Source organism: Phenylobacterium sp. FG114, from assembly GCF_057809855.1.
Genome location: NZ_JBMDKU010000014.1, coordinates 90,412 through 113,518 on the forward strand (window position 1 = coordinate 90,412; position 23,107 = coordinate 113,518).

Consider the following 23,107-nt stretch of genomic DNA (forward strand, 5'->3'; position numbering starts at 1 on the left):
TTCATCGCGGCCGAGCGGTCATCCCTGCATGGGACCATGCCTCGCGGCGGGTTTGACAGGGGGACGGGGCGCTCTTAGGCCGGACGTGTGGCGCGTTGCGGGGAGGCGAGGTGGCCTTACTGAAGTCCAAGCCGGTCCGGCGCTCGAAGCTCTCGGGGATGAAGCTCATCCGCGGCGGGGCGTTCCTGATGGGCTCCGATCGCCACTACGCCGAGGAGCGGCCGGTGCGCCGCGCCGAGGTGGGCGACTTCTGGATCGACGAGCACCCGGTGACCAACCGCCAGTTCGCCGAGTTCGTCGCCGCCACCGGCCATCGCACCCTCGCCGAGGTCGCGCCCGATCCTCGCGACTATCCGGGAATGCCGCCCGAGATGGCGCGGGCGGGCTCGGCGGTCTTCGTCAAGGCGTCCACGCCCACCGCGCCGGACGATCCCGCGAAGTGGTGGACCTTCGCCTTCGGCGCCGACTGGCGCCACCCCCTGGGCCCCGACAGCAACCTGGAGGGTCTCATGGACCATCCGGTGGTGCAGGTCGCCTACGCCGACGCCCTGGCCTACGCCAAGTGGGCGGGCAAGGCGCTGCCGACCGAGGCCGAGTGGGAGTACGCCGCACGCGGCGGCGTGGAGGGCGCGGCCTATGCGTGGGGCGAGGAATTCGAGCCCGGCGGCCAGCCCCAGGCCAACTACTGGCAGGGCCGGTTCCCGTGGGAGAATACCCTGGCCGACGGGCACGAGAGGACCTCTCCCGTGGGCGCCTTCCCGGCGAACGGCTTCGGCCTCTCCGACATGATCGGCAATGTCTGGGAGTGGACGACGGACTGGTACGCGGCCGACGCCGCGGAGACCACGCGCAGCTGCTGCGGGCCGCCGCGCGCGCGCCAGGCGGCTGAGAGCGAGAGCTATGATCCCGCGACGCCGCACGTCCGGATCCCGCGCAAGGTGCTGAAGGGCGGCTCGCACCTTTGCGCCGAGAACTACTGCCAGCGCTACCGGCCGGCGGCGCGCCACCCGCAGGCGATCGACAGCCCGACCTCGCACATTGGCTTCCGCTGCATCGCGCGGCGTTGAGGGTAAGGCGCTAGGCGTCCTCGGTGGCCGGGGCGACGAACCCTGCCTTGCGCAGCTCGAGAGCGCTCTGCGCCCAACCCTGGCCCGGAACGCTCTCGTCGCGGCGATCGGTCACCTCGGCCAGACGCGCGACCAGAGCCTCGGCGGACGGCTCGCCGGTCAAGTGGACGCCCTCGGTCAGGGTGATGTTAGCGGCCTCGAAACTGCCCGCGCCGGCGCACAGGATCGTGCGTGTCGGGGCGTCGTCGCAAACCAGGGCCAGCACCGCGGGGCTGACCAGCTCCGGCCGCAGCAGTGCGAGCTGTTCGGGCGGCAGGATGCCCTCCATCATCTGGGTCGCGGCGGTGGGCGCGATGCAGTTGACGCGGATGCCGTACTTCGCGCCTTCCAGGGCCAGAGTTTGCATCAGCCCGACGAGGGCCAGCTTCGCGGCGCCGTAGTTCGCCTGGCCGAAATTACCGTAGAGCCCCGAGGACGAGGACGTCATTACGATCCGGCCGTAGTTCTGCGCCCGCATGGCGTCCCAGACGGCCTTGGTGCAGTTCGCCGCGCCCATCAGGTGGACGTCGACGACAAGGCGGAAGTCGTCGAGGGTCATCTTGGCGAACGTCCGGTCGCGCAGGATGCCAGCGTTGTTGACCAGGATGTCCACCCGGCCCCAGGCGCCCAGCGCCTCGTCGACAATCGCCTGCATCCGTTCCGCGTCGGTGACCGACCCGAGCGCCGCCTCGGCCTGACCGCCTGCCGAACGGATTTCCTCGGCCACGGCGTGGGCTGCGTCGCCCAGGTCGTTCACGAGGACCCGAGCGCCGCGCAGCGCCAGGAGCAGCGCATGGGCGCGCCCAAGTCCGCCGCCCGCGCCGGTCACAAGGGCCACCCGTCCCGTCAGATCGATCACGCTTCGTCCCCCTACGCGTCTTGCTGCAGCGCACCAAGATCGCAACGGGTGCGAAGCGGAGTCAATATTCATTCACGACTGAGTTAATATTGACAGGCTAAAGTGAGGCCGTCACGCTTGCCGCCCGGCCCGGCTCTATAGTGCGGCAGAGCTGGTCGGCGATGGTAGGCCAGCGCGCCCACCTGACCGATCGTCCCCGGGTTCGCGGGTGGGCGACCCCACAATTCGAACTGGCCCGCTCATTTCATGCAGTCCTACTCGCTCACGATCGACAAGTTCCTGGACCATGCGGCCAAGTGGCGGCCCGAGCGCGAGATCGTGACGGCCGAGGCCGGCCGTGCGTCGCATCGGATCGGCTATGCGGACCTGCGCCTTCGCAGCCGCCGCCTTTCGGGCGCCTTCGCCGCGCTTGGCCTTGAGTTCGGCGACCGCATCGGAACCCTGGCCTGGAACACGCAGCACCACCTGGAGACCTACTACGCGGCCATGGGCATGGGCCTGGTCTGCCACACGCTCAATCCGCGGCTGACGGCCAACCACCTGGCGGCGATGATCAATGAGGCGGAGGATCGGCTGCTGGCCGTCGCGGGAAACCTCGCCCCCCTCGTCGCCGAGCTCGCCCCCCTCTGTCCTGGCCTGGAGCACATCGTCTGGCTCGACGGCGGCGAGGCCCTGCCGCTGCCTGGCCATGCGGCCCGGGTGATCGCGCACGACGGACTGCTCGCGAGCCTGGGCGCCGACACCGAGTGGGGCGGTTTCCCCGAAGAGTCGCCCGCGGGCCTCTGCTACACCTCCGGCACGACCGGCTCGCCGAAGGGCGTGCTCTATACCCACCGGTCGAACTACCTGCACACGCTGCGCGCGCTGCAGGCCGACGCCTTCGCGCTGGCGGGCGCCGATTCGGTGCTGGTCGCGGTGCCGATGTTCCACGCTAACGGCTGGGGCCTGCCGTTCGCCGCGCCCGCGGTGGGCGCCAAGCTGGTCCTTCCCGGCCGCCAGGCGGACGGCGCCAGCCTCGCGGCCCTGATGCGCGAGGAGGCCGTGACCGTCGCGGTCGGGGTTCAGACGGTCTGGCTGGGGGTGGTCGATCACCTCGAGGCCACGGGCGGAGAACTGCCTGACCTGCAGAGGGTGATCATCGGCGGTTCCAGCTGCCCGGACGCCCTGATCCGGCGACTGGAGGAAGGCCTGGGCGCCCAGGTGCAGACGAGCTGGGGCATGACTGAGCTCTCGCCGCTGGGGACCGTCGCGCCGCCTGGGGTCGCGGCGATCGGCGTCGGCGCCGGACGGCCGGTCATGGGGCTCGACCTGAAGCTCACCGACGCCGACGGGGTCACCCTGGAGCAGCAGCGCGATGTCGTAGGCCACCTGAAGGTGAAGGGCGCCAGCGTGCTGGACCGACATTTCGCCCCAGAGGGCGACGCGCTCGACGCCGAGGGCTATTTCGACACCGGCGACTTGGCTTCGATCGACAGAACGGGCGCCCTCACGATCCGCGGCCGGTCGAAGGACCTGATCAAGTCGGGCGGGGAGTGGATCAACCCGGCGGAGATGGAGGCGATCGTCGGACGCGAGCCGACGGTGGCGCAGGTGGCGGTGATCGGGCGGGCGGATCGCAAGTGGGGCGAACGCCCCTTGCTCATCGTCGAGCCCCGACAGGGCCATGTCGTCGACGATCAGGCGTTGATCTCGGCGCTTCGGGGAAAGGTCGCGGACTGGTGGCTTCCGGACCGGGTGGTGCGGGTCTCAGCCATGCCGCTGGCCGTCACCGGAAAGATTGACAAGGCCAGGCTCCGTGCGGACTACGCGGGCGGTGATGTATTCCAAGGCGAGCCTCCGCCCTGATCCGATCCCGAAGGCTCCCTCACGACGGCGACTGAAGGAGCAGGCTGGATGACTGAGGGTCCCGCACCCCAGAAGGTGCGCCGCAAGAAGGCGGAGCAGCGCGCGGAGACGCTGGAACAGATCCTCGACGCAGCGGAATACCTGTTCTCGAAGAACGGACTCCACGGGGTCACGCTGCGCGACGTGGCCCAGCGGGTCGGCGTGCATACGACCCTCCTCCACTACTACTTCGACGACAAGCTGAGCCTCTTCGAGGCGGTGTTCGCGCGTCGGGCCGGCACCACCAGCGGCCGCCGGATGGAAGCGCTGGAGCGGTACGAACTGGAGGCCGGGGATCGCCCGACCGTCGAAGGGGCCCTGCACGCATTCCTGGACACCGACCTCGACCTCTACGTCGGGGGCGGGGAGCCGTGGATGAACTACGCCGCCTTCTGCGCGCGCGTCTCCAACACGCCTGAGGGCGCCGCTCTGATGGACGTCCACTTCGACCCCGTGGTTCTCAAGCTGGTGTCGATCCTCAGGAAGGCGATGCCGGAGACCCCCGAGGAGGACATCTTCTGGGGCTACCACTTCGTGACCGGCTCCCTGATGAACACCCTGGCCCGGACGGGCCGGATCGATCGGCTCTCCGGCGGGATCTGCCATTCCGACGACTTCGCCGCGGTCAAGGCGCGGATGGCTCACTTCATGGCCGCCGGCTTCCTCGCATTGCGCGACCGGCCGAAGGGGCCACTCCCGGCCTAGGCTCGTCGCGCGCGCAGATGGCGCGGATGCCTTCGGCGATGAGGATCGGCAGGCGGTCGGCGATGGCGATCCGGGCTACGGCGTCCAGGGCGACCTTGGCGCCTATTGGGCCCACTCGGCCCGATTGGACCGGTTCGCGACCGTTCGTTCCGCCGCCAGGTTGCGACCTTCTGCCAGCTGACAAGCTTCGTGATGGCGTCGGATCTGGGACCGTTGCAGGCGCCGAAGGTCGCGCGTCCCGCATGAGCGTGGATCAGCGCTGGGGCGGCTTGAACCCGTCCGGCACGAAGCCGCGCAGCAGCGCCTCGACCGCCACGGTCACGGGTCCCGAGATCTGGCGCTTGCCGGCCTCCATCTCGAGGATGCGGCTGCCGCCGTGCTTGTCGTTGAACCGCAGCGCCCGGGCGAGATCCTCGGGCGTCCAGCCCATCGCCTCGCGCGCCTGACGCAAGTGCTCGCCGGTCTCGATCACGCCTGGGCTCCTGACCATCGGGAGTGTGGACGCGCGCGTCCTTGCAGGATTTCGCGCGGCTCGCAACACGCCTCGACGCCCGCGCCGTGAAACGCGCTCAGCCTGGGTTCTCCAGGATCAGGTGGCCGACCGCCGTGTTGGACGCCGGCACATGGTAGAAGCGGTGGACGACGTTCACGCCGCGGTCGAGCGCGCCGCGCATGACCAGCCACATCACCAACTCGATGCCCTCGGAACCTGCCTCGCGCACGTATTCGATGTGCGGGACCGCTGCCTGGCCGTCGGGATCGTCGACGAGCCGGTCGAGGAACGCCTCGTCGAACGCGCGGTTGATCAGGCCCGCGCGCGGACCCTGGAGCTGGTGGCTCATGCCGCCGGTGCCCCACACCTGCACGTTCAGGTCTTCCGGGAAGCTCTCCACCGCCCGTCGGATCGCCTTGCCGAGGTCCAGGCAACGCTTGCCGGTCGGGGGCGGGTACTGAACCACGTTGACGGCCAGGGGGATCACCTTGCAGGGCCATTCCGGCGGCTGGCCGAACATCAACGACAAGGGGACCGTCAGGCCGTGGTCGACGTCCATCTTGTTGACGATGGTCATGTCGAACTCGTCGAGGATCAACTTCTCGGCGATGTGCCAGGCGAGTTCGGGGTGGCCCTGCACCATCGGCACGGGGCGCGGTCCCCAACCCTCGTCGGCGGGGGCGAACTCGTCGGCGCAGCCGATGGCGAAGGTGGGGATCAGCTCCAGCGAGAAGGCCGAGGCGTGGTCGTTGTAGACCAGGATGACGACGTCCGGCTTCTCCCGCGCGATCCAGGCCTTGGAGGTCTCGTAGCCGGCGAACACGGGCTGCCAATACGGCTCGCCGGCCTTGGCGTTGTCGAGCGCCGCGCCGATGGCGGGGACGTGGCTGGTGGCGACGCCGGCGGTGATCCTGGCCATTAACGCCCCCTATTTCTGAAAGCTTCCGTCTTCGAGCGGTTGCCCTCGATGCCGCGGCCGCCGTCCAGCATCATCTGGGCATAGGTCTCCTCACTCACCCCGCTCATGATCGCGGCGATCTGGCGGAACGACAGGCCGTCGGTCGCGGCGATCTTGGCGGTGAAATAGATGTTGCCGCCCAGAGCGATCATGCCGTTCCAGTCGCGGTCCAGCACCGCCTGCTTCTGCGCCTCGCTCATCTTCCAGCGATCGAGGTAGGCCCGCTCGTCGGCTTTGAACGCGGCGCGGTTCTCGGCCTTCATCAGCGACATGCAGAACTGGTTGAGGTGAAATCCAAGGCAAGACTGTCGCGAGTCGAACAGGGTGGTGCCCGGGATGTCCTGGAACGGGTTTTCGGTCATGATTCGGGCCAGTAGAGGCGCATGGGATTGTCGACGAGGAGCTGGTGCTGCAGCTCGGCGGTCGGCGCGATCTTCGGGATGAAATCGACCAGTTGGCCCTCGTCGGGCGTGTGGGTCTTCATGTTGGGATGCGGCCAGTCGGTGCCCCACAGCACGCGATCGGGAAAGGCCTCCACGACGCGCCGCCCGAAGGGGACGACGTCGGAATAGAAGGGCGGCCCCTCTACTGAAAGCCGCTCCGGACAGGTGACCTTGCACCAGATATCGTCGCGGGCCGCCATGAAGGCCATGAAGCGGTCGAACAGCGGGCTGCCGGCGCCCTGGGCCACGTCGGGCGTGCCCATGTGGTCGACCACCAGCGGGGCGGGCAAGCCCAGGAAGAAGTTGGCCAGCTCGGCCAGTTCGGCGGCCTCGAAATAGAGGACGATGTGCCAGCCGAGCGGGGCGATCCGGGCGGCGATCTCGCTCAGTTCGTCGGGGTCCAGCCGGTCGACCAGCCGCTTCACGAAATTGAACCGCACGCCGCGGATGCCGCCGTCGTGCAGGCGGCGCAGTTCTTCGTCGCTGACGTCGCGCTTCACGGTCGCCACGCCGCGGGCCCGACCGTCGGAATGGGCGATCGCGTCCAGCATGGCCCGGTTGTCGGCGCCGTGGCACGTGGCCTGGACGATCACGTTGCGGCTGAAGCCCAGGTGATCGCGCAGGGCCCAGAGCTGGTCCTTGCCGCCGTCGCAGGGCGTGTATTTGCGGCCCGGGGCATAGGGGAAGACGTCGCCGGGTCCGAAGACGTGGCAGTGGGCGTCGACCGCGCCGGGCGGGACCTGAAACGTCGGCTTGGCCGGGCAGGGGTGCCAGACCCGCCAGCCGGCATCCATGACGAACGCGGTCATCGGCCCTGGCTCTTCAGGATGGCGTCGAGGCGCGGATAGACCCGCCGGGCGTTGGCCTCGAACACCTTGTGCTTGTCGGCCGTGCTGATCGCTAGCGCGTCGACGTAGCGCTTGGTGTCGTCGAAGTAATTGCCGGTCTCGGGATCGATGCCCCGCACCGCGCCGACCATCTCCGAGCCGAACAGGATGTTGTCGACGTCGATCACCTTGAACAGCAGGTCGATGCCCGGCTGGTGGTAGACGCAGGTGTCGAAGAAGACGTTCCGCATCACATGCTCGCGCAGCGGCGGCTTCTTCAGCATGTCACCCAGCCCACGATACCGGCCCCAGTGGTACGGCACGGCCCCGCCGCCATGCGGGATGATGAACCGCAAGGTCGGGAAGTCCTTGAAGAGGTCGCCCTCCAAGAACTGCATGAAGGCCGTGGTGTCGGCATTGATGTAGTGCGCCCCGGTGGCGTGGAAGTTGGGGTTGCAGGACCCCGAGACGTGGACCATCGCCGGCACGTCCAGCTCCACCATCTTCTCGAAGAACGGATACCAGGCGCGGTCGGTGAGCGGCGCCGACGTCCAGTGGCCGCCGGAGGGGTCAGGGTTCAGGTTGCAGCCGATGAAGCCCAGCTCGGTCACGCACCGTTCCAGCTCGGCGATGGAATTCTCGATGCTGACGCCGGGCGACTGAGGAAGCTGACAAACCCCGGCGAAGGTCTCGGGGAAGAGGGTGACGACCCGATGGATGAGGTCGTTGCAGCGGCGCGTCCAAGCCTGGCTGACCGCCTCGTTCCCGACATGGTGGGCCATGGTTGAGGCGCGCGGGCTGAAGATCGTGAAGTCGCCCCCGCGCTCCTTGATCAGGCGGAGCTGGTTCTTCTCGATGGTCTCGCGGATCTCGTCGTCCGAGATCTCGGGATAGGCCGGATCGATGTCGCCGCCGGCCTTGAACGCGGCCTTCTGGGTGTCGCGCCAGGCGTCGTGCGGCGCGGGCGCGGTGGTGTAGTGGCCGTGGCAGTCGATGATCAGGGTCATTCCGGGCTCCAGATCGAAGCAGGCACATAGACCTCGCCGCGCATCAGCCGGCGGCAGGTGCGCAGCAGGGCGGAGCGGCGGATGCGGCCGTCGGGGGCGACGTCCATGGCCACGGTGAAGAAACCGGTGGGGTGCTCGACCTCCAGCGACTGCGGGTCGCTCACCTGGGCGACCTCGGCCGCCACGGAGCCTGGCGTCACGCAGGCGGTGGCGACGCTGACCGCGCCGAACACGCCGATGGCCTCGTGCACCCGGTGCGGGATGAAGTTGCGCGTGCAGATCGCACCGCCGTGCTGGGCCGGCGCCACCAGGCACATCTTGGGGACGGTCTTCTTCGTTACGTCGCCGAGGTTCATGCGCGGGCCGATCTCCAGGCGGATCGCCTCCACGCGCGCCTTGAGCTCGGCGTCGGCCTCGAGCTCCTCGGGCGTCTCGTAGCCGGTCTTGCCGAAGTCGGCGGCGCGCATGACGACCACGGGCATGCCGTTGTCGATGGCGGTGACCTCGACGCCTTGGATCACGTCGCGCGCGTTGCCCGTGGGGAGCAGCGCGCCGCAGGTCGAGCCGGCCACGTCCAGGAAATCGATGGGAACGGGCGCGGCGGTCCCGGGCACACCGTCGATCCGCGCGTCGCCGTCGTAGCGGACCTTGCCGCCCGGCGTCTGGATCGCCGCCACCGCCAGGCTCTTGGTGTTGAGCATGTTGATGCGGACGTTGGTGACGTCGCCGGTCGGTGCGAACAGCCCTTCCTCGATCGCGAAGGGCCCCACGCCCGCCAGCAGGTTGCCGCAGTTCTGGCCGGCGTCGATCCGCGCCTCGTCGACCACTGCCTGAAGGAACAGGTAGTCGATGTCGGCGTGAGGATGAGTGGACGGCCCGACCACGGCGATCTTGCTGGTCAACGGATGCGCGCCACCCATGCCGTCGATCTGGCGCGGGTCGGGCGAGCCCATGGCGGCCAGCAGCACGGCGTCGCGCGTGGCGACGTCGGCCGGCAGGTCGGACGCGCGGAAGTAGAGGCCCTTCGAGGTGCCGCCGCGCATCACCGTGCAAGGGATGGCTGTCTGGGTCATTGGCCTGAGACCGTGGGCGCCTCGTCGACCCAGCGCAGGCCCTTCTCCGCCAGCCGCTCGCGCATCTTGTAGAGGTCGAGGCCCAGGACGCCGGCCTCGAGCTGCGCGCGCTTGTCGACCTCGTTGGCCTCCCGCTTGCGGGCCGCCTCGGCCACCGCGGCGGCCTCCTCGCGGCGCACGATGCAGACGCCGTCGTCGTCGGCCACCACCACGTCGCCGGGGTTCACCAACTGGTCCGCGCAGACCAGCGGCAGGTTCACATTGCCGATCGTCTCTTTCACCGTGCCCTGGGCGAAGACCGCCTTCGACCAGACGGGGAAACCCATCTCGGTCAGCACCGCCACGTCGCGGACTCCCGCGTCGATCACCAGGCCGCGCACGCCGCGCGCCCGCAGCGACGTCGCCAGTAGGTCGCCGAAGTAGCCGTCCTCGCAGGGGCTGGTGGGCGCCACGACAAGCACGTCGCCGGGCTGGCACTGCTCGACCGCCACGTGGATCATCCAGTTGTCGCCCGGCGCCACCTCGCAGGTGACGGCCGAGCCGGCGATCCCGCACGGTCGGTAGATCGGCCGCATGTGGCTGGCCAGCAGGCCCTTGCGGCCTTGGGCCTCGTGGACCGTGGCGACGCCGAAGCCGGCGAGGGCGTCGACGACGCCGGCATCGGCGCGGCGGATGTTGCGGACGACGAGGCTCATCAGAGGAGGCTCCTCTCGATCTGGTCCAGGGCGCGGTAGGCGGGAAAGACCTGGGCGACAGAGCCGTTCGGCTCGCGGCCCTCGCGGATCGCGGCGAAGAACTCACGGTCCTGCAGCTCGATGCCGTTCATCGACACGTCGACCGCAGACACATCGATCGGCTGCTCCTTGCCGTCCACCAGGTCGTCGTAGCGGGCGATGTAGGTGCCGTTGTCGCAGATGTAGCGGAAGAAGGTGCCCAGGGGGCCGTCGTTGTTGAACGACAGCGACAGCGTGCAGATGACCCCCGAGCCCACCTTCATCTGGATCGACATGTCCATGGCGATGCCCAGCTCGGGATGCATCGGGCCCTGGACGCCGCGGGCGACGCTGATCTCCTCGCCGGTCTGGTAGGCGAACAGGTCCACCGTGTGGGCGGCGTGGTGCCAGAGCAGGTGGTCGGTCCAGCTCCGAGGCTGGCCCAGGGCGTTCAGGTTCTTGCGCCGGAAGAAGTAGGTCTGCACGTCCAGCTGCTGGAGCTTCAGCTCGCCCGCCCGGATCCGGTTGTGGATCCACTGCTGGCTCGGGTTGAAGCGGCGCGTATGGCCGGCCATGGCGACCTTGCCGCTGGCCTTCGCGGTCGCGAGCAGCCGCTCGGCGTCGGCCAGGCTGTCGGCCATCGGGATCTCGACCATCACGTGTTTGCCGGCTTCCAGCACCTGGATCGCCTGGGCGGCGTGGATCGGCGTCGGCGTGGCCAGCAGCGCGGCCTCGACGCCGGGGCGGGCCAGCGCCTCGGCGAGATCGAGTGTCCAATGTGGGATGCCGAAGCGCTCGGCGGTCGCCTTGGTCGCCTCGGCCACGCCGCCCGCCAAGCTGACGACCTCGACGTCCGGGATCGCCGCGATCGCCTCCAGGTGCTTGACGCCGAACGCGCCTTCTCCGGCAAGGACCACTTTCATGCGCATCTACTCCAAGCGAAGGCCGACATAGTTCTCGGCCAGCACGGTCTGTGCGGCCCGCGAACCGCGAATGTAGGTCAGTTCCGCCGTCTGCATGCGGCGGTCGAAGCCGGTCATGGCCGGGAAGCGGTGGGTGAGGCCGGTGAACCACCAGGAGAACCGTTCGGCCTTCCAGACACGGGCCAGCGCCCGCTCCGAATAGCGGTCGAGGGCGGCGTCTGAGCCGGTGCGGTCGAACTCGGCCACCGCCTCGCTGAGCATGATCACGTCCGACGCCGCCAGGTTCAGGCCCTTGGCCCCGGTCGGCGGCACGATGTGGGCGGCGTCGCCCGCCAGGAAGAGGCGGCCGTACCGCATCGGCTCGGCCACGAAGCTGCGCAGCGGGGCGATGCTCTTCTCGAATGACAGGCCGCGGGTGACCCGGCCGCCGGCTTCGGGGCCCAGGCGCAGGCACAGCTCGTCCCAGAACCGCGTGTCGGGCCAGTCCTCGACCCGTTCTTCGAGGCCGCACTGGATGTAGTAGCGGCTGCGGGTGGGCGAGCGCATGCTGGCCAGGGCGAAGCCGCGGTCGTGGTTGGAATAGATCAGCTCGGGGTCGCACGGCGGGGCGTCGGCGAGCACGCCCAGCCAGCCGAACGGATAGATGCGCTCGAACGTCGCCAGCGCCTCGGCGGGGATGCTGGCCCGGCTCACGCCGTGGAAGCCGTCGCAGCCGGCGACGAGGTCGCAGTCCAGGCGGTGCTCGGCGCCGTCCTTGCGCCAGGTGACGTGGGGCCGCGCCCCGGCGATGTCGTGCAGGGCCACGTCCTCGGCGTCGAACACGATCTGCAGGCCGCGCGGGCCGGCCGCGTCGAAGAGGTCCTTCATCACCTCCTGCTGGCCATAGACCACGACGGTGGAGCCGCCGGTCAGCTCCGCCATGTCGATCCGGAAGACGTCGCCGTCGCAGGCGAGGTTGGTCCCCGCGTGGACCAGGCCCTCGGCGCGCAACCGCGCGTCCAGGCCCAGGCGGGCCATCAGGTCGACAGTGATCTGCTCCAGCACCCCGGCGCGGACGCGGCCTTCCACATGGGCCCGGTCGCGGCGCTCGACCACGACGCAGTCCACGCCCGCCTGGCGCAGCAAGTGGGCCAGGAACATGCCCGCCGGCCCCGCCCCGATGATGGCGACCTTGGTGCGGATGCTCCGCCTCCCTCTTCCGCCATGTCATGGCCGGCGGCTGGCTTGGAGCATAGGCCCGGCGCAGCGGTTGACGATGGACCGTTCGGTTCAATACTTGGATTTTTCGTCCCCACGTGGCGGCGCATCGCCGACGGGATGAGGGAAGGGGACGCCGTGGCCCTGGACGAGATTCCTCGCTTCTTCCTCTACGGTGAACCGCCGCGCGCCGTGGGCGACCGGTTTCTCCACGTCGAGCCGATCGACAACCGGACGCGGCCGGCGAACTGGAACATTCGGCCCCACACCCACGCCAACCTCTGCCATGTCTTCCACATCGAGCGGGGCGGGGGCGAGATGCGGGCCGACGCCCGGCTGATCCCGTTCCGGGCGCCCTGTCTGTTGCTGCTGCCCTCGCGGGTCGTCCACGGCTTCGCCTACGAGACCGAGACGTCGGGCTCGGTGTTGACGATCTCCGAGACCTATCTTCAGGAGCTGTTCCGACGCGAGGCCGGGTTCGAGCGGGTGTTCGCCGAGGCCGCCGCGCTGGGCGCCGCCGACAGCGAGCTGTTCGCCGGCCTGCTGGCCCGGCTGTCGCGTGAGCTGGCCTGGACCGCCATCGGCCACGCCGCCGCCGTCGAGGCGCTGCTGATGACCCTCCTGGTCGAGGTGCTGCGGCTGGCGCACCACGAGGCGGACGATGCGCAGGGCCAGGCGAACGGCGCGCATGCGGCCCTGGTGGCGCGGTTCCGTGAGCTGATCGAGGGCCGCTATCGCTCGGGCGACGGGGTCGAGGCCTATGCCGCCGCGCTCACCGTCCCGCCCAAGCGCCTGCGCGCCGCATGCCTGTCCGTGGCGGGCGCGCCCCCGCTGCAGATGATCCAGGATCGGGTGACGCTGGAGGCGAAGCGAGCGCTGCTCTATTCGAACAAAACCGTCGCCGAGGTGGCCTATGACCTGGGCTTCGAGGACCCGGCCTATTTCTCCCGCTTTTTCGCCCGAACAGTGGGCCGCTCGCCCCGCGCCTTCCGAAGCGCCAGCGGCGCCTAGGCTCCGGATTGCCGTTTGCCAGCCAAGGCTATTTCTTCAGGACAAGTGAACGGCGGGGTCCAGACGTCGTGGGGTCGGTGTCCTCGCCGCACGACCGTCGAACTGCTTTGGCGCCGTGGCGCTCAGCGCCCGATGCGACGCAGAAACGCCTTCGCGAAGCTGAAGAGGCCGTATGCCAGAAAGCCGATCCCCAGCGCCGCCAGCAGGGCGGGACCGACGGGCTGGCCTTTCAGCGCCTCCAGCGCACCCCCGAAGCCGCGCGCGTACTCCGCCCTGGCCTGCAAGCCCGCCAGTGCCGTGAGCGCCCCGACTGCGACCAGGGCGAAGCCGCGCGAGAACAGGCCGAGCCGCCCCACGAGCCCAGCCAGGAACGCATGTCGGCCATCGCAGTCCAGGTCTTGCGTGAAGCGGCCTGTCGCGGCTCGCCACATGTTCGACACGCCGCTCGCCGCAACGCCGGCGCCTACCGCGACGAGCACCAGGCCCCCGCCCGGTAAGGCGAGCACCTGCTGGGCCAACACCTGCGCGCGCGCCTGGTCGTCCACGTCCTCCCGCGCCCCGAGGGCGATCACGACGTGCAGGATCGAAAGCGCCATCCCGACGTCGACGACGCCCTCACCCGCCTTTCCCGCCCGCCGCATCAGGGCGTCGGTCGCGTCTCCGACCCGGTCCGCATCCAGAGCGGCCTGCAGGAAACGCCAGCTCGCCATCGCCAGCAGCCCCACGGCGATCGCGCACAGCAGAAGGGCGCCCATAGGCCCGTGGGCCCAGGTCTGCAACGCGCCGATCGGGCTTTCCGCGCGTTGGGCCGGAGCCCAGGCGGCCAGCAAGCTGAGGCCGCCCACGCTGATGTAGACGGCGCCTCGCGCGATGTAGCCGAAGCGCGCGATCGCATCGATGCCTCGCGCGAGCGGCTTGGTCCAACGCCGCGTGCGTTTCTCCGCCGGGAGTATCTTGCGCGCGAGACGCCGGGTTCCGCCCGCGGTCATCCGGGTCGCCCTCGGCCGCGCGCCGGGGATCGGCCTGCGCCGACCGGGGGAGACCCGCGCGTGCGGGGCTGCGACACCTCAGACCGTCTTCGGGCTGAGACGGGCGGGCGATGCGGGGAGACCTTCGGACCGCAGGTCAGTCGCGACCTTGGCCAACTCATGCTTGGCCGCGGCCCGACGCAGCCACGGCTGCCACGCGTCCCTGGCGCCGACCGGATCGCCGATGTGGAAGGTGGCCACAAAGGCCGCCAACGGCTTCAGCGGCGTGTGTTCGATGGGGCGAAGCCGGCAGTGGCCGCGACCGCGCAGGGCTTCGATCCCCGCTCCGATCCCGCCCGAGGCGCGGATTGCGCGTTCCAGCACCTCCTCCTCGCACGCGAGCCAGTGGGCGATCAGGCGGGTGCGGATCGCGCGGATGGCGGCGCGCGACGCCGTACGGGTGTCGCCCGCGGGTTCGACCGACACGTCGCATTCGGTGTCGAAGCCCATGGAGCGGTTGTTCAGGTTGGCTGATCCCACCCGGATCAGCACGTCGTCGATGATCGCGATCTTCGCGTGCACGATGATCGTGCGGCCCATCGCGGTCACCGGACTGTAGATCCGGAAGCGATTGAATTTGTCGGCGTCCTTGAGCCGCTTGATGAACAGCGAACGTGTCCGGTCCATCGTCATCTGATCGAAGTAGCTCGGGGAATGCTCGGTGGAGACCAGGATGACCTCGGGCCCCGCAGGCTCACTCAGGCGCTTCGCCAGGGCCTCCGCGATCATCGGCGAGGTGAAGTACTGGTTCTCGAGATAGATGCAGGTGCGGGCCGCAGCGATCGAAGCCAGGTAGAGGGACTCGACCTCACGATGCTTGGGATGGTTTCGCCAACGGGCTCGCGAGCGTGACAGCCCCACGCGAACATCTTCGAAGTGCGGAACGACCTCAGTAGGCCACGGGTCGCCTCGCGCCGGACGAGGCGGCGCCAGCTCCTCGCCGGTGGCGCGCAGCCAGCGGTCGCGGAAGAGTTCGCCCAGCGCCTGCGCCGGGGCGCCGTCCACCAAGCTCATCACCTCATGGCGCGCGTCAAAGCAGGGATGCTCGCCCGGGATGGCCGCGCGACGCGGATTTTCGTCCTCGTGATCGCAGGTGTCCCAGCGGTCGGGACCGAAGTCACAGCCTCCGGCGAACGCGACCTTGTCGTCCACCACCACGACCTTCTGATGGTGGCTCGCCCCGGTGGGCAGGCGCCCGTCGAGCGCAAACCTCACGCGTGATCCCTCGAAGCACTTGCCCGCGCGCTGTGGGTAGAAGCCCTGGGTGATCGCCACGGGGACGGCGGCCTTCCAACAGAGGACTCTAACGTCGACATCGGGCCGCTCGTCCGCCACCTCCCGCAGGAAGGCCGCGATCCCACAGTCCGCCGGGTCGCTGGACTCCGGGGTAGTGTCCAAGATCGTCTTGGGATTGAAGGCCCAGCCGAGGATGTGGACCGACCGCTTGGCCTTGCCGATCGCGGCCTTCACCGCCGCGAAATAGTCGGCGACGTCCACGATAATCGCCGCGCGCGATGCGACGCCCGCCCGCCAGCACGTCGTGTCTTCCTTCAGCAGCATGCAACCGCCCGCGTAGGACCGGATTGGCGGCGCCGCCCGGCCGTTGAACTGTCTGAGCAAAGACCGCTGCGGCTCGCGCCGGGTGCGGCCCATGGCCCCGGTTGCCGTAAGCCCGCGTCCACGGCTTCGGTTCCACGGTCCTCGCGATCGAAGGGGGTTCGCGTTGGCGATGATCTGCTCCGGGCGCCGACGGCTCGCCACCCAGCCCAGCTGGAAAAGGGCCCCGCCTAAGTTGGCCCGACGAAGGCTGGCGGCCCGGGAGGGATTCGAACCCCCGACCTTAGCTTTAGGAAAGCTCTGCTCTATCCTGCTGAGCTACCGGGCCACGCGCGCGGTTCGTGCCACGGGCCGCCCGGCGGGGCAACCATCCGCGTCGGACCCGAGGCGGGCGGTCGGCGCGGCGGTGGCGGGATCCGCCGTCGCGCTGGCCCCGAACGAAAACGCCCGGCGGTGAGGCCGGGCGTCTCGAAGTCGAAGCTATGTGGACGATCAGGCCGCGACGGCCGCCGTCTTCACCAGCGACTTGTTGAGCATGGCGATGGCCGCGTCGCGGTCGATGCGCTCGATGGCGGCGACCTCGCGGGCCATGCGGTCCAGGGCGCTCTCGTACAGCTGGCGCTCGGAATAGGACTGCTCGGGCTGGTTCTCGGCGCGGTGCAGGTCGCGCACCACCTCGGCGATCGAGATCAGGTCGCCCGAGTTGATCTTGGCTTCGTATTCCTGGGCGCGGCGCGACCACATGGTGCGCTTCACGCGGGCGCGGCCCTTGAGGGTGGTGAGCGCCTTGGACACCACGCCGGTTTCGGCGAGCGGACGCAGGCCGGCGGTCTTGGCCTTGGCGGTCGGAACGCGCAGCGTCATCTTCTCGTGGTCGAAGGTGATGACGTAGACCTCAAGCTTCAGACCGGCGACTTCCTGGGTCTCGATCCCTTGCACCTGGCCCACGCCGTGGGCCGGATAGACGACGTGATCGCCGACCTGGAACTCCGTACCGCTCTTGCTCATCCGAGATACCTTTCTATCCGTCCGCGTCGCCGCGGCGCTCTCGTCACGCGCTCCCGAAAAAGCGAAATAGCCACCCTGTCCGCGAGAACGTTCCGCGGCGGCGCTATCTCTGTGTTCGGAAGCTAGACCTCTTAGACACCCTTCGCCCGTGCCGACGCGGGGCGCGTCAGCCGGCTGTTCTTGCTACAGACAGACGCGGGCGAAGCCTTCGTGTCTTGTCGTTTGCGACATTAACACAAAAATGAGCCGAATGAAAGGGTTGCGCCCCGCGCGCGCGGAAGGGACGAAGGTGCGCCCTAGGACCCGCGGCCAGGCTTCTCGGAAAAGTATTTCTCGAACTTACCGGTTTCGCGCTCGAAAGCTTCCTTGTCGGCTGGCGGCTCACCCTTGACCGTGATGTTTGGCCACACCTTCGAGTATTCGGAGTTGATCCGCAGCCATTTCCCGTCGGCGTCGTCTTCGGTGTCGGGCTTGATCGCGTCGACCGGACACTCGGGTTCACAGACGCCGCAGTCGATGCACTCGTCCGGATTGATGGCCAGGAAGTTCTCGCCTTCGTAGAAGCAGTCGACCGGGCACACCTCCACGCAGTCCATGAACTTACATTTGATGCAGGGATCCATCACGATGTAGGTCATGGCGCGCGCTTGATACTCCGGCAGCGTTCCCGAGTTCGGGGCGCGGGTTTTTCACGGCGCAGCCCCCACTTGTCAATGCGAACGGCCCCCAGGAATTCTGGAAGCCGGCTCAGGCTGGACCTCTGTCGATCGCCGAATAGAGGGTTCGCGCCTCGGTCGCGGGTCCCCGGCGATCGCCCATGGCGTCCACGACGATGGCGATGAGGCGGCCGCCCAGGGCGAAGACGAGTTGGTCCCCGACCTTGATGGGGCGGGCGGGCTTGTCCAGCCGGTGCTCGTCCTGGCCAGCGCGGGTCAGGCGTACGCGGCCCTCCTCGACGAACTTGGCCGCCATCGAGCGGGTCTTGAAGAAGCGGGCGCGCCAGAGCCAGACGTCGGCGCGGCAGGCATCGGGTTCGCTCACGCCTGGGCGGCCTTCTTTCGGCGGCGGCGTGGCCGGCGTGCCGGCGGCGGGCGGTCCTTGAGCGCGGCGAGCGCGGCGAAGGGCGAGTGGGGCGCGGGGCGGGCCTCGGGCGAGGCCTTGCGCTCGGCGCGCCGCCGCCAGGCCAGGCGCTCACCCGCCTTCGGCCGGTTTACGGGGGCGAAGCCCAGGCCGCGCAGGATGGTCTGGCCATCCTGCGGGCTCCAACCCAGCTCCTCGCGAGCCTGGTCCGACAGGATCACGCCGCCATTCTGGATCGGCGCGGACCGCAGCAGCTCGTCCAGCCTTTCCAGCTGTTCGACGGGAACCGCGAGGCCGCGGACGGCGCGCAGACCATGGGCGGCCAGCGTGCGCGCGGTGGGTGTCGGATCGGGCAGCCGGCCGACTCCGGGCGCCGGCGTCCAGCCCGCCGCCTCGCGCCGGCCGATCGCCTGGGCCAGCGCCTGGGCGTCGGGTCTCAGCAGGGCCGGCAGGTAGAGCGAAAAGGCGCCGATGCGGACCCCCAGGCTGCGCAGCATCCGGCGCTCGACCTGACTGAGGGCGCGGGTGTCGGCGGCGACGTCCGCGCGGTCGAGCACGCCGCCGGCCTCGATCAGCCGATAGGCCAGGCCACGGGCCAGGCCCCGGATCTTTCCGTCTGCCACCGCGGTTTCGAGCCTGCGCAGGGCGCTCAGCCGCCGGCCTGCCTCGGCGGACACGAAGGCCTCCAGCCGGCGCGCCGCCCGCTGCCGCGCGGCGTCGTGGCCCAGTTCGCCCAGCAGGCGGACCTGCGGCGCGAAGGGCTGGCCGCCCGTCACCACGCCGACGACGGCGCCCTCCCACAGCACCGAACCGTCCGGATTGAGCGCGAAGGCGTCGTCGGGCGCCGCGGCCAGCTGGCCCAGTCGGCGGCCGATTTCCGGCCCGACGGCGTGCTGGGCCGCCGCGCGGAGCGCCTTCTCCTCGAGCACGGTTCCGCCTTGGGCGGGCTCGAACGCAACGCCGGACAGCTTGCCAACGTAGTGGCCCTCCACGGTGACGCTGCCGTCCGCCGCGACCCCGGCCAGCATCTCCTCGCGGACCCGCAAACCCCGCATCAGCGCGCTGGTCCGCCGGTCGACGAACCGGGCCATCAGCTTTTCGTGCAGGGTGTCGGAGAGCCGGTCCTCCAGGGCGCGGGTCTTGCCCTGCCACTCGGCCGGGTCGACCAGCCAGTCGGGGCGGTTCGCGACATAGGCGAGCGTCCGCACGCTGGCGAGGCGGGCGGCCAGGGTGTCGATCTCCCCGTCGGTGAGATTGAGCTGTTCGTACTGCCGCGCGATCCACTCGTCGCCGATCCGGCGGCGGCGCTCGGTGAGCTGGAGGAAGAAGGCCTTCACCAGGCCGGTGTGCTCGTCCCTCGCCACCTTGCGGAAGTCGGGCGTCTGGCAGACGTCCCAGAGCCGCATCAGGTTGGTTCTGTCGCGCGTGCGCGTCTGGACGACCTCATCCTCGGCGAGGGATTTGAGCGTGGTCTCGTCCAGCGCCTCGGCGGCAAGCTTCAGACCCTGGCGATCGGGCAGGGCGGCCAGGCTCTTCTGCAGGGCGGAGAGCGAGCCGAAATCCAGCCTGTGGTTCCGCCATTCCGCCCCGGCGATGGGTTCGAAAGCATGCTGCTCGACGGCCTCGACCAGGTCGGGGTCCATGTCGTCGGCCTCGCCGGTGACCCCGAAGGTGCCGTTGGTCTGGTAGCGCCCCGCGCGCCCGGCGATCTGGCCGATCTCCTGCGGGTGCAGATACCGGGTCCGCCGCCCGTCGAACTTGCGCAGGCCCGCGAAGGCCACGTGGTCGACATCCATGTTGAGGCCCATCCCGATGGCGTCGGTGGCGACCAGGAAATCCACTTCTCCGGACTGATAGAGCGCCACCTGGGCGTTGCGGGTGCGGGGGCTGAGCGAGCCCATGACCACGGCCGCGCCGCCGCGCTGGCGGCGGATCAGCTCGGCGATAGCGTAGACATTCTCGGCGCTGAACGCGACCACGGCCGAGCGTCGGGGCAGGCGGGTCAGCTTCTTGGGGCCGGAATAGGTGAGGGTGGAGAACCGGTCGCGCGTCTGGATCTCGGCGTGTGGCAGGAGGCGCCGCACCAGCGGCGCCATGGTCCCGGCGCCCAGCAGCATGGTTTCGGACTTGCCGCGGGCGTGCAGCAGGCGGTGGGTGAAGACGTGGCCGCGCTCGGGGTCGGCGCAGAGTTGGATCTCGTCGACCGCCAGGAATTCCACCTCGACGCTGAGCGGCATCGCCTCGACGGTGCAGACGTAATACTGCGGGCGGGGCGGGACGATCTTCTCCTCGCCGGTGATCAGCGCCACGCAGCGCGGGCCACGCGCCTTGACGATGCGATCGTAGATCTCGCGGGCCAGCAAACGGAGCGGCAGCCCGATCATGCCGGACGCGTGCCCCAGCATGCGCTCCACCGCGAGGTGGGTCTTGCCGGTGTTCGTGGGCCCCAGCACCGCCACCAATCTGGACGGCGCCGCGCCCGAAGGGCGATCGCTCATGGTCTCAACGTGGGGTGGCCGCGAGAGTCGGGCAAGCGCGGCTTATCGTCATGTCCGAGCGTTCAGGATCGCCAGGAGTTCCGGCACGCATACCGCCGAATTCTCCGCCGCCATTTCGACCATCTCGGGGTAGGTGACGTGGCTGTCCTCGCCGGCGAGGTCCGACAGGGTGCGGATGACGTACAGGGGAACGCCCCAGGCCTGGGCCACCTGGGCGACCGCGCCGGATTCCATGTCGATGGCGTCGGCGCCGAATGCGGCGCGAAGCTGTTCGCGCGTGGCGGCGCAATTCAGGAAGTAGTCGGCGGTCACCACGGCGCCGCGCAGCACCGGGTGCGAGAGCCTGGACCGCGCCGAAAGCGCCAGCCGGTCGAGGTGTTCCGCGACGGCCTGGCTGACCGGCGCGGCCGCGGTCAGGGTCGGCGCGCCAATCGGGATGACGCCCGAGGGCGTGGGGACGAACCGCCCGTCCGCCACATAGCCATAGTCGTGGATCGCCAGCCGGTCGGCCAGCAGCACCGTGCCGACCTCAAGCTCGGGATGCAGGCCGCCGGCCACGCCCGAGAAGACCAGCGCCTGCGCGCCATAGGCGCTGAGCAAGAGGGTGGCGGCCGCGGCGGCGTTGACCTTGCCGATGCCGCAAAGCGCCAATGCGATGCCGGAGCCGTCGTGCTCGCCGGTCCAGACCCGGGTCGGGCCCCGGGTTTCGGGTTCGAAGGGGAGGTGGAGGCGGCTGCGGACGGCGGCCAGTTCCTCGGGTGTCGCGCAGAGAATGCCAACGGTCGTCACGGCCCGAACCTAGCGGGCGGCGCCGTCAAGGCAAACACCGTTCGCAGCTTGGGAATTGCACGCCGCCGCCCGCCCGCTAGGGTCGCGGCAATTCAATCCTCCGGGAATCCCAGACTCATGACCACCCGCCGTCACGTGCTCCTCGGAGGCGCCGCCCTCGGGCTCGCCGCCTCGCCGCTCTCCGCCATCGCGCTCGAAGGACAGGGCGTCAGCGACCCGCGCCTCGCCAAGCTCCTGGACGCCTTCGTCGAGGAGATCCTGGCGGACTCGCCCCAGACCGCCAGCAGCATCGGCAAGGACAAGGGGCCGCGCGCCGGCCTGAGGCGCCGCCTGGACGACATCTCCTCCGCCGGCCGGACGCGCCAGGTCGCCGGCTATGCCGACCGCGCCAAGCGGCTGCGCGCCATTCCCCGGACCAGCCTCTCGGGCCGCGACCTGACCACCTATGACAGCGTGCTCTACGCGCAGGACGTGGGGGCCGAGGGCGGCAAGTTCAGCTACGGCAAGGACTATGCGAACCCCTATGTGGTCAGCCAGCAGGACGGCACGGTCGCGAACACCGGCGAGTTTCTGAACGCGCAGCACCTGATCGAGACCAAGGACGACGCGGAGGCCTACATCGCGCGCCTGGAGCAGTACGGAACCGCGCTGGACCAGGAGAGCGACCGGATCAAGGACGCGGCGGGCAAGGGCGTGGTCCTGCCAGACTTCCTTCTGGCCACCGCGTTGGCGCAAGGCGCGGAACTGCGGGGGATGGACCCCGGCGCCACCCGGCTGGTGGGCTCGCTGGCGGACCGGACCAAGGCCAAGGGCATCGACGGCGACTGGCAGGCGCGCGCCACCGCCATCGTCGCCCAGAAGGTGTTTCCCGCCCTGGACCGCCAGATCGCCGTGCTGAAGGCGCAGCAGCCGCGGGCGACGCATGACGCCGGGGTCTGGAAGTTCCGCGATGGCGGCGACTACTACCGCTGGGGCCTGAAGTACAACACGACGACCGACCGCACCCCGGCCGAGATCCACAAGACCGGCCTGGACCAGGGCGCCGAGATCGACGCCATGATGGACGGCATCCTGAAGGCGCAGGGCTACACCCAGGGGACGGTGGGCGAGCGCATGGGCGCGCTGACCAAGGACCCGAAGTTCCTGTACCCGAACACCGAGCAGGGCCGGCGGGACGCCATCGCCTACATCGAGGGCCGTATCGCGGCGATCCGCCCGCTACTGCCCAAGATCTCGAAGCTGGACCTGAAGGCGCCGGTTGAAGTGCGGGCCGTGCCCAAGGAGATCGAGGCCGGCGCCGGCCTGGGCTACATGAACTTCGCCGCGCTCGATGGCTCACGGCCGGCGATCTACTACGTGAACCTGCGCGACATGGCGAACTGGCCGAAATACACCCTGGCCAGCCTGTCGATGCACGAGGCGCTGCCCGGCCACGCGTGGCAGGGCGCCTACCTCGCCGAGCGGCCCGGCGACATCCACACCATCGCCTCGCTGATGAACTTCGGCGCCTTCACCGAAGGCTGGGCGCTGTATGCCGAGCAGCTCGCCGACGAGGCGGGCCTGTACGCCGACGATCCGATGGGGCGCCTGGGCTACCTGCAGGCGCTGCGCTTCCGGGCGGCCCGCCTGGTGGTCGACACCGGCCTGCACGACAAGCGCTGGACCCGCGAGCACGCCATCGATTGGATGGTGGCGGCCACCGGCCGCTCGGCCGCGGCGATCACCAGCGAGGTCGACCGCTATTGCGCGAGCCCCGGCCAGGCCTGCGCCTACAAGACCGGGCACAACGAGATCGTCCGGCTGAGGGCCAAGGCCAAGGCGGCGCTGGGCGACCGCTTCGACCTGCGCGACTACGACGATGCGGTGGTCACCACCGGCGGCTGCCCGCTGGCGGTGCTGGAGGGCGTGATCGACCGCTACGTGACCAAGACCAAGGCCGCCTAGGCGC

The 23,107-nt window shown here is 69.6% G+C and carries 22 protein-coding genes and 1 tRNA gene; 5 read left to right on the top strand and 18 right to left on the bottom strand.

Going from position 1 to position 23,107, the window contains the following annotated elements; genetic code table 11:
• The first annotated feature begins 110 nt into the window (after window positions 1–110).
• Window positions 111–1,067, top strand: a complete 957-nt coding sequence (locus ACODSY_RS21015) for a formylglycine-generating enzyme family protein (RefSeq protein WP_488953844.1) — start codon at window positions 111–113, stop codon at window positions 1,065–1,067.
• A 10-nt stretch (window positions 1,068–1,077) separates the two neighbouring features.
• Here ACODSY_RS21015 and ACODSY_RS21020 read toward each other — a convergent pair whose 3' ends face one another.
• Window positions 1,078–1,962, bottom strand: a complete 885-nt coding sequence (locus ACODSY_RS21020) for an SDR family NAD(P)-dependent oxidoreductase (RefSeq protein WP_488953924.1) — start codon at window positions 1,960–1,962, stop codon at window positions 1,078–1,080.
• Between the two features lie 249 nt (window positions 1,963–2,211).
• Here ACODSY_RS21020 and ACODSY_RS21025 point away from each other — a divergent pair, with 249 nt between their 5' ends.
• The gene (locus ACODSY_RS21025; RefSeq protein WP_488953845.1) at window positions 2,212–3,810 is read left to right on the top strand and encodes an AMP-binding protein; all 1,599 of its coding nucleotides are present in this window, start codon (window positions 2,212–2,214) and stop codon (window positions 3,808–3,810) included.
• A 48-nt stretch (window positions 3,811–3,858) separates the two neighbouring features.
• Window positions 3,859–4,554, top strand: a complete 696-nt coding sequence (locus tag ACODSY_RS21030) for a TetR/AcrR family transcriptional regulator (RefSeq protein WP_488953846.1) — start codon at window positions 3,859–3,861, stop codon at window positions 4,552–4,554.
• Between the two features lie 253 nt (window positions 4,555–4,807).
• Here the strand turns inward: ACODSY_RS21030 and ACODSY_RS21035 are convergent, their stop codons facing one another.
• The 9 genes from ACODSY_RS21035 to pobA all read right to left on the bottom strand — a co-directional run bounded on the left by ACODSY_RS21035 (window position 4,808) and on the right by pobA (window position 12,173).
• Window positions 4,808–5,026: a helix-turn-helix domain-containing protein gene (locus ACODSY_RS21035; RefSeq protein WP_488953847.1), complete on the bottom strand. Its 219-nt coding sequence runs from the start codon at window positions 5,024–5,026 to the stop codon at window positions 4,808–4,810.
• 97 nt (window positions 5,027–5,123) lie between these two features.
• Window positions 5,124–5,966, bottom strand: a complete 843-nt coding sequence (locus ACODSY_RS21040) for a class III extradiol dioxygenase subunit beta (RefSeq protein WP_488953848.1) — start codon at window positions 5,964–5,966, stop codon at window positions 5,124–5,126.
• Window positions 5,966–6,367 (bottom strand): protocatechuate 4,5-dioxygenase subunit alpha, encoded by a 402-nt coding sequence (ligA, locus tag ACODSY_RS21045; RefSeq protein WP_488953849.1) that lies wholly within the window; start codon window positions 6,365–6,367, stop codon window positions 5,966–5,968. The genes ACODSY_RS21040 and ligA overlap by 1 nt, the downstream gene beginning before the upstream one ends.
• On the bottom strand, window positions 6,364–7,257 hold the full coding sequence (locus ACODSY_RS21050; protein ID WP_488953850.1) for an amidohydrolase family protein: 894 nt from the start codon (window positions 7,255–7,257) through the stop codon (window positions 6,364–6,366). The genes ligA and ACODSY_RS21050 overlap by 4 nt, the downstream gene beginning before the upstream one ends.
• Window positions 7,254–8,282: an amidohydrolase family protein gene (locus ACODSY_RS21055; RefSeq protein WP_488953851.1), complete on the bottom strand. Its 1,029-nt coding sequence runs from the start codon at window positions 8,280–8,282 to the stop codon at window positions 7,254–7,256. The genes ACODSY_RS21050 and ACODSY_RS21055 overlap by 4 nt, the downstream gene beginning before the upstream one ends.
• On the bottom strand, window positions 8,279–9,355 hold the full coding sequence (locus tag ACODSY_RS21060) for a 4-oxalomesaconate tautomerase (protein ID WP_488953852.1): 1,077 nt from the start codon (window positions 9,353–9,355) through the stop codon (window positions 8,279–8,281). The genes ACODSY_RS21055 and ACODSY_RS21060 overlap by 4 nt, the downstream gene beginning before the upstream one ends.
• Entirely contained in the window at window positions 9,352–10,050 is a 699-nt protein-coding gene (locus ACODSY_RS21065) for a 4-carboxy-4-hydroxy-2-oxoadipate aldolase/oxaloacetate decarboxylase (protein WP_488953853.1), read from the bottom strand. The genes ACODSY_RS21060 and ACODSY_RS21065 overlap by 4 nt, the downstream gene beginning before the upstream one ends.
• Window positions 10,050–10,991: a Gfo/Idh/MocA family oxidoreductase gene (locus ACODSY_RS21070; protein WP_488953854.1), complete on the bottom strand. Its 942-nt coding sequence runs from the start codon at window positions 10,989–10,991 to the stop codon at window positions 10,050–10,052. Before ACODSY_RS21070 ends, ACODSY_RS21065 begins: the two co-directional genes overlap by 1 nt.
• 6 nt (window positions 10,992–10,997) lie before the next feature.
• Entirely contained in the window at window positions 10,998–12,173 is a 1,176-nt protein-coding gene (pobA, locus tag ACODSY_RS21075) for a 4-hydroxybenzoate 3-monooxygenase (protein WP_488953925.1), read from the bottom strand.
• Between the two features lie 135 nt (window positions 12,174–12,308).
• On the opposite strand from pobA, the gene ACODSY_RS21080 reads away from it, so the two are divergent.
• Window positions 12,309–13,199 (top strand): helix-turn-helix domain-containing protein, encoded by an 891-nt coding sequence (locus tag ACODSY_RS21080; protein ID WP_488953855.1) that lies wholly within the window; start codon window positions 12,309–12,311, stop codon window positions 13,197–13,199.
• A gap of 122 nt (window positions 13,200–13,321) precedes the next feature.
• Here the strand turns inward: ACODSY_RS21080 and ACODSY_RS21085 are convergent, their stop codons facing one another.
• From ACODSY_RS21085 to ACODSY_RS21120, 8 genes are all read right to left on the bottom strand, one after another.
• A complete protein-coding gene (locus tag ACODSY_RS21085) occupies window positions 13,322–14,188 on the bottom strand; it encodes a DUF1206 domain-containing protein (protein WP_488953856.1) in 867 nt (288 codons plus the stop codon).
• A 78-nt stretch (window positions 14,189–14,266) separates the two neighbouring features.
• Complete coding sequence (locus ACODSY_RS21090) at window positions 14,267–15,787, bottom strand: phospholipase D-like domain-containing protein (protein ID WP_488953857.1); 1,521 nt, start codon at window positions 15,785–15,787, stop codon at window positions 14,267–14,269.
• Window positions 15,788–16,035: 248 nt separating this feature from the next.
• Window positions 16,036–16,112: transfer RNA gene (locus ACODSY_RS21095), tRNA-Arg, on the bottom strand.
• 164 nt (window positions 16,113–16,276) lie between these two features.
• Window positions 16,277–16,792, bottom strand: a complete 516-nt coding sequence (locus ACODSY_RS21100) for a CarD family transcriptional regulator (RefSeq protein WP_488953858.1) — start codon at window positions 16,790–16,792, stop codon at window positions 16,277–16,279.
• 296 nt (window positions 16,793–17,088) lie between these two features.
• Window positions 17,089–17,430: a ferredoxin FdxA gene (fdxA, locus tag ACODSY_RS21105; RefSeq protein WP_296454860.1), complete on the bottom strand. Its 342-nt coding sequence runs from the start codon at window positions 17,428–17,430 to the stop codon at window positions 17,089–17,091.
• Between the two features lie 109 nt (window positions 17,431–17,539).
• Window positions 17,540–17,833, bottom strand: coding sequence for an RNA-binding S4 domain-containing protein (locus ACODSY_RS21110; RefSeq protein WP_488953859.1), 294 nt, complete (start codon window positions 17,831–17,833; stop codon window positions 17,540–17,542).
• On the bottom strand, window positions 17,830–20,370 hold the full coding sequence (locus tag ACODSY_RS21115) for a helicase-related protein (protein ID WP_488953860.1): 2,541 nt from the start codon (window positions 20,368–20,370) through the stop codon (window positions 17,830–17,832). The genes ACODSY_RS21110 and ACODSY_RS21115 overlap by 4 nt, the downstream gene beginning before the upstream one ends.
• Before the next feature lie 48 nt (window positions 20,371–20,418).
• Entirely contained in the window at window positions 20,419–21,159 is a 741-nt protein-coding gene (locus tag ACODSY_RS21120) for a 5'-methylthioadenosine/adenosylhomocysteine nucleosidase (protein WP_488953861.1), read from the bottom strand.
• A 117-nt stretch (window positions 21,160–21,276) separates the two neighbouring features.
• Between ACODSY_RS21120 and ACODSY_RS21125 the strand changes: the two genes are divergently transcribed.
• Window positions 21,277–23,103: a DUF885 domain-containing protein gene (locus ACODSY_RS21125; protein WP_488953862.1), complete on the top strand. Its 1,827-nt coding sequence runs from the start codon at window positions 21,277–21,279 to the stop codon at window positions 23,101–23,103.
• Window positions 23,104–23,107: the final 4 nt, after the last annotated feature.